This window comes from Empedobacter sp. 225-1, assembly GCF_030328185.1.
GTDB classification, from domain to species: Bacteria; Bacteroidota; Bacteroidia; order Flavobacteriales; family Weeksellaceae; genus Empedobacter; species Empedobacter stercoris.
In genome coordinates, this window is record NZ_JACALO010000007.1 from 67,552 (window position 1) to 77,279 (window position 9,728).

A 9,728-nucleotide genomic window follows, 5' to 3' on the forward strand; every position below is an offset into this window, starting at 1 on the left:
AATCTAATATATAAAAGCCCTTTTTTGGACTATAAATACATAAATAAAATAAATAGCTATGAAAAAAAGTATTTTATTATTTGGGATATGCGCTTCTGCTTTCTTAACATCTTGTGCATCTACAACAGTCGCAAAACAAGAGATTGAAACAGGTAAAGAAGTGAGAGGAACATGGACATTAACAAATGTTGACTACGAAGGTCTAACAACGAATGAAGTTCAGGGTAATGTAAAAGTTACGGATGCCGTTTCAAGAGTTTTTGATACTGCAAATCCAGAATGTTACGAAGGTTCTACTTGGAACTTGGTCCAAAACAATAAAAAAGGAACCTATACATTTAATACTGCTGATGAAGATTGTCCTACAGGAACAGCTAACATTATTTGGAATTTGCAACAAGATGGTTCTATAACTTATTTTATTTTCAAAGATGTAACAGGAATCAAGGCCAAACAAAATACAGCTGGATACAAAATGCGTGTAGATTATGTTGATGCAAATTCGATGAGATTAGTACAAGATATTAATGCAAATGGTAAAATTGCACAAGTAATTTATAACTTCCAACGTTAATCAACAATTTAAAAAATTTAGAAATTATGAAAAAAATAAATACAAAAATAACTGCAATCGTATTAGGAGGTTCATTTATCATGTCTTCTTGTACAGCAGTACAAAACGCAAATAACACTCAAAAAGGTGCTGGTATTGGTGCTGTTGGTGGAGCTGTGATTGGTGGTATCTTAGGAAATAATATTGGTAAAGGTGGTAACACTGCTTTAGGTGCTGTAATAGGTGCTGCAGTTGGTGGAGCCGCTGGGGGTGTTATTGGTAACAAAATGGATAAACAAGCTCAAAAAATCGAAGAAGTTTTACCTGGCGCTGAAGTTGTAAGAACAGAAGAAGGAATTAACCTTATTTTAGATGAAAATTCTAGAGTTACTTTCGAATATAATAAAGCTTCTTTAACTGCTGTTGCTAAATCGAATTTAGATAAATTAGTAGAAGTTTTCAACGAATATCCTGATACAGATTTATTAATCGTTGGACATACAGATAACGTAGGTTCGCAAGGATATAACTTACCATTATCTCAGAAACGTGCACAATCTGTAAAAGATTACTTAGTTGCAAAAGGAATAGCTTCTTCTCGTTTAACATCAAAAGGTAAAGGTTTAGAAGAACCAATCGCTGACAATTCAACTGCAGAAGGACGTGCTCAAAACCGTCGTGTTGAGATTGCGATTACTGCAAATGAAAAAATGAAAGCTGACGCTGCTAAAGAAGCAAATGGTCAATAATCATTTATATTATAAAACAAGAAAAGCGTTCAGCTATTGAACGCTTTTTTTATGTTTACAAAGGTTTAAACTTATTTAAAATTAACCACAAACCATTTGTTATTGATCTTTTCTAACGTTACTTGATACGTTTTAGAAGATTGATCTTTTAAGTTCGCTTGCACTTCTACTAAAGCTACTTTTTCATCAGCATCTAAAACTTTTGCATCTTTTATTGTTGCTTGCTCTAAATTTTTAATGCCTTCATCAGAAGAGAATTTTTGATAGGTATTCCATTCTCTATTTCTTGTTAAAGCAAAAGCGCCAGAATAATTTTTCTTCGATAAATTTGTCATAAAACGATTCGACAAAGACTTCACCATTCCTGCTTCTTTACTTACATCAATAGGCACATCTTCTAAAGAAATAGAATCTACAACAACAGCACCAATCAAATTAATTGGCACTTTTACCGCCTTACGATTCGTTAAATAACGTTCAGAATTAGGAATACGAACTAAAATATCTAAACGATCATTCTTTATCTTTGAAGTATCCAAAGAGGCATATTTAATCGTAATTGCATTCTTTCTGTATAAATCATCCAATGAATTTGGATCAATCGTAGCTCGGAAAGTATATACAATATTACCAGAATTAAAAACTTCTACAGTTGCTGTTACAGCTTGATCCAATTGAATTTCTTCTCCTTGCGCATTATAAAAAAACGGCGATATAGAAATACCCGTATCAACTTGTTTTACACTAAAATCAAAACGCTGAACATTTGAAGTTGGTTCTGTTGGCGTTTCTATAACTTCTACCGCTTCTGGCTTTGGAATTCCATTCACCAAAGGAACTTGATTTCTATTCCAAGTAAACTTATTCTGTAAAGCTACTTTTTCTGCAATATCAAAAACTTCATCAACCGTTTTTCCATCTAACAACGTACGAACAATTCCCCAACGAGCTTCATTATCCATGGTTGGACTTGTGTTATACTCAAAAATAATTTGTAAGGCTTCTTTAAACTTATCTTGTTGCATAACAGGTAATGCTTTCGAGATTTTGTCTACTGTCTCGCTAAAAGTTTGCGCTGAAGAAGAATCTATTTCGATGTTATCATTCTTACAGCTGATAATCATTAAAGCGAAAGAGATAATGATGAATAAACGTTTCATATAGTATGGATTAATACGTTTTAAGTTAAAGTTTTATCAGCAGTAAATATACTAAATACTTGTATTGAATAGTTTTTTTTGTTCAAAAAAAAAAGCAGACTCCCAAAACGAAATCTGCTTTTAATATAAAACAACTAAAACATGAAAAAAATTTTAAATCTTCATTGGAACTTCAATGAACATTAATCGTGATCCTTTCGATACATTAAACGTAAACTCATTTACATCTTGTATCTCAACAACATCTCTTCTTGCTAATGTATTTCCATCAAACTCCACTTCACCTTCTACTACCATAAAGAAAACTCCGTTTCCTTCCTTTTGTACTTTATATGTTTCTGTTACATCTTCTGAGTAATTTCCTAAAAAAATCCAAGCATCTTGATGAATCCAAACACCTTGATCATCTGCATTCGGTGAAAGAACTTGGTACAATTCGTTTTCTTTTGCAACTTCACGAATAGATATTTGCTGATAACGTGGTTCTACATTCATTTTATTTGGAATTATCCAAATCTGAAAAAAATGTCCTTCTTGGTTTTCATAGGCATTCATTTCACTATGAAAAACACCAGTTCCAGCACTCATCACTTGAACATCTCCAGACTCAATAATAGAACCTGTTCCCATAGAATCTTGATGCGAAATACCACCTTTTATTGGAATCGTAATAATTTCCATGTTATCATGCGGATGTTTACCGAATCCCATTCCACCTGTTATGATATCATCATTTACAACCCGTAAAGCACCAAAATGAATACGAGATGGATCATAATAACTTGCAAAACTATATGAATGACGAGTATTTAACCAACCATGATTAGCTCCTCCTCTAGACTCTGATTTAAATATTTGGTAATTCATAGTTCTTAATTTTTTACAAATTTATGCTGATTTATAAACTTAAAAATTGATATGTGATAAGTTATCAATCACTAAACCAAGATGAAGAAAAAAGATATTTTTTTTCATCTATTAATTAAATGTTAAAAATATTTTATATTTTAGCATTCAGTTAACACATGAGGAATATTTATGCTATCAATTTCAAGCGAGTCGACATTTAATGTGGTGCTTTGGATTCTATTCCAGATTGTTCTTGTAATTATAGTAGCCATCATTTTGTATAAGATTTACAAAAAACTTACAAAATGAAAAAAGGTTCCGAATTTTCGGAACCTTTTTTATTCTATATGATTAACAATTATTCTTCCATTGAATAATTTTATCTCGAATAAATTCTGCTAATTTTATTTTACTTTGGTGTGTCCAACCTGCAATATGTGGTGCGAGAACTGCATTATCTGCTTCAATTAAATACTGAAATTCTTCTGGTAATTCTGAAGCAACTAATTTCTCGAAACTTGATTTTTCAAATTCCAAAACATCTAACGCAACCCCCATTACTTTTCTATCTTTCATTGCTTCAACTAAATCTTTTGTAACGACAGATTTTCCACGAGCTGTATTCACAAAATAAAATGGCTTCTTGAATTTCGAAATAAATTCAGCATTTACCATTTTCATCGTTTCTGCTGTTTGCGGCGTATGCAAACTTACGACATCAACTTGTTCAAAAAAATCAGCTAATGAAACTTGTTTCGCAAAATCATTTCCTTTGTTTGGTAAAATATCATAACAAATGACATTAACTTCAAAGCCCTGCAATCGTCTCGCAAAAGCATTTCCCATATTTCCGTAACCAATAATTCCGACCGTTTTACCTTTCAATTCGTCTCCACGATTTTCTTCGCGTTTCCAAATTCCGTTACGAACTTCGTTATCAGCTCTTCGCAGATGATGCATTAACATCAAAAGCATACCAATTGCATGTTCTCCAACAGAATCTCTATTTCCTTCTGGAGAATTAAATAAAATAATATTCTTTTGCGCTGCAAAATCTTCATCAATATTCTCCAAGCCTGCCCCTACTCTACCAATAAATTTTAAGTTAGTTGCTTTACCTAAAAAAGTTTTATCGATTGGAAATCTACTTCTAACAATTAATCCATCATAAAGATTAATTTTTTGTTCAATAATTTCTTTGGGTGAACTATAATCTTCATCAACTATAAATCCTGCTTCTCGAAGTCCTTTATTCAAACATTCATGATTAGAATCTATTGCTAAAATTTTATATGCCGTATTCATTGCAAAAGTTTTATCAAAGTTACAACGATTGACTTTATCTAAACAGAAATAGTAAAAAAAAATGGTTGTAAACAAAACGTTTATAACCATGTTAATAAGCTTTTAAATCACTTATAATAAAGAGATTAAATTGTTAATTAAATCATTATTTATCGATCAATTATAAACTTAATGAATAATTCTTAACGCATTTGGTAAGACTTTAACTTTCACTTGAGGTGAATTAGTTTGATGTATTTCTCCATCAAGTTGATACGTAATCGGTAAACCATCTAAGGTTTCAATTTTGAATTTTTTTACTTTACGGTATTGAGCTTTTTCTAACAAATCAATTTTTTTAGCCAAAACTAAAACGGAAAAATAAAATTGTTCGAAAACATCTAAATCTTCAATCATCAACAAATCCAACTCTCCATCAGATAAATCTGCTTTTGGTGTAAAAGAGATACCATATCCCGCAATGTTTGAATTAGAACAGAAAAGATAATAAAAACTCTTCTCGATTATAACATCATCTATATAAAGACGAAATAATTTTGATTTGTAATTCAACAATGTTTTAACAGAAGCATCAACGTAACCAGTAATTGTTCGCTTTTGATTCTCTTCATAAGTTTTGATTACTTCAGCATCAATTCCAAAACCAAGATTACTAAAAAAATAGTTATCCTCTACCCGACCAACATCTATTGTATGTACAGAATTTGTTTTGATAATTTCAATCGCTTTGTTGATATCTTTCGGAATATTTAGATTGGTTGCTAAACCATTTCCAGAACCAGCAGGAATAATTCCCAAAGCAATATTTGTATTTACCAAAGCACTGGCCACTTCATTGATTGTTCCATCTCCGCCACACGCAACAATCACATCCGAATGGTCTGCTATTGCTTCTTTTACCAATTCTTTTGCATGAAATTGATAAGCGGTTTCTTTCAAAACTATTTCGTCAGAAGCATCAAATTTTGCTTGTAGAAAATCGATTGAAATATCGTGTTTTGCATTTCCAGAATTTGGATTTACAATGAAAGTGTACCTCATTTTTTAGGAATTGAATTTTATTGAGCAACAAAAATAAGAAAACTAAAAGAATCGAGCGATTTAACGTGTTTTTTTGGATAAAAACTATCAAAAACTTTCTAACTTTGTCTTATGAAAATTAAAGAAATTCAAAACGAAATAGTAGACGAATTCTCATTTTTTGATGATTGGGAACAACGTTACGAATATTTAATCGAATTAGGGAGAAGTTTAGAAGCATTAGCTGAAGAAGAAAAAACAGATGATAAAATTATCAAAGGCTGTCAGTCTTCTGTTTGGTTAGATGCAAAACTTGATGGAAACACCATCAAATTTAAAGCTGATTCTAATGCCATTTTACCAAAAGGAATTGCTGCTTTATTGGTAAGAATGTACGACAAGCAAACACCAAAAGATATTTTAGAATCGGATACAGATTTTATCAACGAAATTGGTTTATCAGAATTTTTATCTCCTACTCGTGCAAACGGTTTATTGGCGATGATTAAACAATTCAAATTTTATGCAATTGCATTTCAATCGAAACAAAACAATAGTTAAAACTATCATCAAATCAACCTAAAATACTAATGGACGACTTTCTTTTACAAGCATTTATATTTTTATTTTCAGCCGTAATCTGTGTACCAATTTCTAAAAAGCTTGGAATGGGTTCGGTTTTAGGATATTTAATTGCGGGTGTTTTAATTGGACCTTATGTCCTAAAATTTGTAGGTAATGATGGAGCAGATATCATGCATGCAACAGAATTTGGTGTAGTAATGATGCTCTTCCTTGTAGGATTAGAACTTGATCCGAAAGAATTCTGGAAGATGAAAGATAAAATCATCAGCCTAGGAGGAATGCAAGTTTTGGGAACAATTCTAATTACAACATTAGTTGGAGTTTTTGCGCTGAAAATGAATTTACCCTTGGCTCTTTCCATCTCATTTGCTGTAACGATGTCTTCTACTGCGATAATTATGCAAACACTTAGCGAAAAAGGATTGACCAAAACTAGTATTGGTAAGTCGACATTCTCGGTACTTTTATTTCAAGATATAATGGTTATTCCAATACTAGCGATCATTCCGCTTTTGGTTGGAGATTCGCTCATACAATCAATCGGAGACGATTCAAAAAGCTTACTTGTTGGAGGTCCAGCCTTCATGAAAACTTTGGTAATTGTAGGAGCGATTACTTTTATTTATGTAATTGGTCGCTATATTATTACACCTTATTTCAAATATGTTGGACAGTTGCAAGTACGTGAAATTTATACAGCATCTGCGTTACTTTTGGTAATTGGCGTTTCAGTTTTAATGCAAAAAGTAGGTATTTCACCTGCTTTAGGAGCTTTCATCGCTGGTGTAGTTTTAGCAAATAATGAATATAAGCATCAGTTAGAAAGTGATATCGAGCCGTTTAAATCATTGTTATTAGGAATCTTTTTTATTGCAGTTGGATCAACAATAAACTTCAAATTAATTGCAGATAAACCATTTATGATTCTTGGATTAACATTCGGAATTATGTTAATAAAATCTTTGGTTTTATGGCTAATTGGAATCAAACACAAATTTGATTTTGATCAAAAATGGTTGTTCATTTTATTATTATCTCAAGTCGGAGAATTTGCTTTTGTAATTTTAGCATTAACTCGAAATTTAGATATTTTAAGCAAAGAATGGTATGATATGATGTTGGCTACAACGGCCATTACAATGGTTTTCACGCCTTTACTTTTGGTATTAAATGAAAAATTAATTCTAAAATATTTTGGAGTCAAAACAAAAGTTAAAACCATTATTCAAAACGATAAAATAATGCCAAATTCTGCTGACGGAGAAATTATTATTGCAGGTTTTGGTGATTTTGGGAATACCATAAGCCGAGTTTTAAAAAGTTCTGGAATAAAATCGATTGTATTAGATAATGACAGCGAACGTGTGGAGAAAATGCGTAGACAAGGGTTTAATGTCTTTTATGGTGATGCAACAAATATTAATTTATTAAAATCTGCTGGAGCCGAACATGCTAAATATTTTGTAGCCGCTTTAGATCCACCAGAAATCAATCAAAAATTGGTATATATCGTTCGAAAAAACTTTCCAAATCTCGAAATTATTGTTCGTGCAAAAAACCGTAGTTATGCCTACAATTATTTAAAAGATGGGTTGAATGAAGTGTACAGAGAAAACTTTTTCTCATCTGTTTATGTAGGAAGACAAATTCTAATGAAATATGGTTTCACTTATGATGAAGCTGCTAAAGTTGGAGAAATTTTTATTAAAAGTGATCGTAAATCATTGCGAAAAATCGCAAAACACGCCGAAAATTCAGATCAATATTTTGAAGCTTCAAAGCAAGAATTTGAGAAACAAATGAAAATGGTTGCAAAAGAAATTAACAACAGAAATCATGGAGAAAACGAATCGTAAGAAACTGTTAGTTTTACGTTTTTCTGCTTTGGGTGATGTAACGATGATCGCTCCTATTTTACAGGAATTTATTCAACAAAATCCAAATATTGAAGTCTATGTTGCTTCGCGTCCGTTTATGGGAAATATTTTCAAACAATTTCCGCAGATCAAATTTATTCCGGTTGATTTAAACAACAAATACAAAGGCTTTTTTAGCTTGTTCAAATTATACCATGATTTAAAAAAACATAATTTTGATTATGTTGCTGATTTTCATAACGTTATTAGATCAAAAATTATTACCGCTTTATTTAGATTAAATGGAACCAAAACAGCAACTTTAGACAAAGGACGTGCTGAAAAAAAAGCATTGGTTCATCAAGAAAATCGAGTTTTTAAGCAATTAAAATTAACAACTGAACGTTATGCAGATGTTTTGCGTCAACTCGGTTTTAAACTCAATTTAACACATCACATCAAACCAAAATCAATCAAAGAACCAAAATCGATTGGTATAGCGCCTTTTGCTGCATTTACAAGTAAAATGTATCCAATTGAAAAGATGAAAATCGTAACGAAGAATTTAGCCGAAAACGGGTATAAAATTTATCTATTTGGTGGTGGAAAAACTGAAACAGACGAATTAAAAAGTTGGGAAAAATTCAATCATAATATCACTTCTTTAGCTGGAACCGTTTCTTTTGAAGAAGAATTACAAGCCATTGCAAAATTAGAAGCGATGATTTCAATGGATAGTGCAAACATGCATTTAGCTTCATTGATGGGAACACGCACAATTTCTATATGGGGAGGAACACATCCTTATGCAGGATTTTTGGGTTATGGTCAAGCTATGGAAGATGTGATTCAGGATGAAACGTTAAAATGTCGACCAACTTCTATCTTTGGCAAAGATCCAAAAGGTTTTGAAAATTTTGATTATTTTCAAAATTTAAGTGCAGAAGATGTTTATCTACAAATTGTTAAAAGACTAGAAAATCTATAATTAAAAAGCATCATTATACACTGCCCCCAAAAAGTTAGACACTTTTGGGGGCATTTTTTATGACAAGAAAAGTAAAATATGGTGTAGCATTTAAGTTACGCTGTGTGAAAGAAGTTTTAGAAAAACATCGAACAATACGTTCAATTAGTAAAAAAGAAAATATACATGCTTCTTTATTAAAGAAATGGGTTTCTGATTATCATAATCAAGGAATTTCAGGTATAGAACCTAAAAAAAACCAAACGTATAGCGTTGAATTTAAGTTGAAAGTTATTAAGACTATAACCAAACAGTTTCTTAGTTTTCGTGAAGCACGCTTGAAATTTAATATTCCAAGTGAATCGGTTATTATAAAATGGCAAAAAGATTTTGCTACCTTTGGAATAGACGGATTAAAACCCAAACCAAAAGGCCGTCCCAAGACTATGAGCACATCTAAAGGTAGACCTAAAAAATCGAAACAACCGTTAACAAGAGAAGAAGAACTATTGTTGGAGATTGAACGTTTACGTTGTGAAAATGCACTCTTAAAAAAGTTCAATGCCTTAATTCAAGCCGAGGAAGAAAAACAAAAGAAACTTGGACACAAGCCATAAATGAATTAAGGCCAGAATTTCATCTAAATTTACTTTTAGATTGTACACATATGGCTAGAAGCAGCTT

10 protein-coding genes are annotated in these 9,728 nt (G+C 31.6%); 6 read left to right on the top strand and 4 right to left on the bottom strand.

Going from position 1 to position 9,728, the window contains the following annotated elements; translation table 11 throughout:
* The first annotated feature begins 58 nt into the window (after positions 1 to 58).
* Both HX088_RS03620 and HX088_RS03625 read left to right on the top strand, forming a co-directional pair.
* Positions 59 to 574, top strand: coding sequence for a lipocalin family protein (locus HX088_RS03620; protein ID WP_260541544.1), 516 nt, complete (start codon positions 59 to 61; stop codon positions 572 to 574).
* A gap of 26 nt (positions 575 to 600) precedes the next feature.
* Positions 601 to 1,302 carry a YiaD family glycine zipper/OmpA-like lipoprotein gene (locus tag HX088_RS03625; RefSeq protein ID WP_286483462.1) on the top strand — a complete coding sequence of 234 codons (702 nt, stop codon included), beginning with the start codon at positions 601 to 603 and terminating at the stop codon, positions 1,300 to 1,302.
* Positions 1,303 to 1,373: 71 nt separating this feature from the next.
* Here HX088_RS03625 and HX088_RS03630 read toward each other — a convergent pair whose 3' ends face one another.
* The 4 genes from HX088_RS03630 to HX088_RS03645 all read right to left on the bottom strand — a co-directional run bounded on the left by HX088_RS03630 (position 1,374) and on the right by HX088_RS03645 (position 5,657).
* Positions 1,374 to 2,462, bottom strand: coding sequence for a DUF6694 family lipoprotein (locus tag HX088_RS03630; protein ID WP_286483463.1), 1,089 nt, complete (start codon positions 2,460 to 2,462; stop codon positions 1,374 to 1,376).
* Between the two features lie 153 nt (positions 2,463 to 2,615).
* A complete protein-coding gene (locus HX088_RS03635) occupies positions 2,616 to 3,329 on the bottom strand; it encodes a pirin family protein (RefSeq protein WP_286483465.1) in 714 nt (237 codons plus the stop codon).
* A 333-nt stretch (positions 3,330 to 3,662) separates the two neighbouring features.
* The gene (locus HX088_RS03640) at positions 3,663 to 4,616 is read right to left on the bottom strand and encodes a 2-hydroxyacid dehydrogenase (RefSeq protein WP_171623389.1); all 954 of its coding nucleotides are present in this window, start codon (positions 4,614 to 4,616) and stop codon (positions 3,663 to 3,665) included.
* A gap of 168 nt (positions 4,617 to 4,784) precedes the next feature.
* Positions 4,785 to 5,657 carry a diacylglycerol/lipid kinase family protein gene (locus tag HX088_RS03645; protein ID WP_260541548.1) on the bottom strand — a complete coding sequence of 291 codons (873 nt, stop codon included), beginning with the start codon at positions 5,655 to 5,657 and terminating at the stop codon, positions 4,785 to 4,787.
* Positions 5,658 to 5,768: 111 nt separating this feature from the next.
* Between HX088_RS03645 and HX088_RS03650 the strand changes: the two genes are divergently transcribed.
* The 4 genes from HX088_RS03650 to HX088_RS03665 are packed head-to-tail and all read left to right on the top strand — an operon-like array spanning position 5,769 to position 9,661.
* Complete coding sequence (locus HX088_RS03650) at positions 5,769 to 6,197, top strand: SufE family protein (protein WP_225542647.1); 429 nt, start codon at positions 5,769 to 5,771, stop codon at positions 6,195 to 6,197.
* Between the two features lie 29 nt (positions 6,198 to 6,226).
* A complete protein-coding gene (locus tag HX088_RS03655) occupies positions 6,227 to 8,077 on the top strand; it encodes a monovalent cation:proton antiporter-2 (CPA2) family protein (RefSeq protein ID WP_286483471.1) in 1,851 nt (616 codons plus the stop codon).
* The gene (locus HX088_RS03660; protein WP_225540657.1) at positions 8,058 to 9,065 is read left to right on the top strand and encodes a glycosyltransferase family 9 protein; all 1,008 of its coding nucleotides are present in this window, start codon (positions 8,058 to 8,060) and stop codon (positions 9,063 to 9,065) included. Before HX088_RS03655 ends, HX088_RS03660 begins: the two co-directional genes overlap by 20 nt.
* 44 nt (positions 9,066 to 9,109) lie before the next feature.
* Complete coding sequence (locus tag HX088_RS03665) at positions 9,110 to 9,661, top strand: helix-turn-helix domain-containing protein (protein ID WP_286483474.1); 552 nt, start codon at positions 9,110 to 9,112, stop codon at positions 9,659 to 9,661.
* Positions 9,662 to 9,728 lie beyond the last annotated feature (67 nt).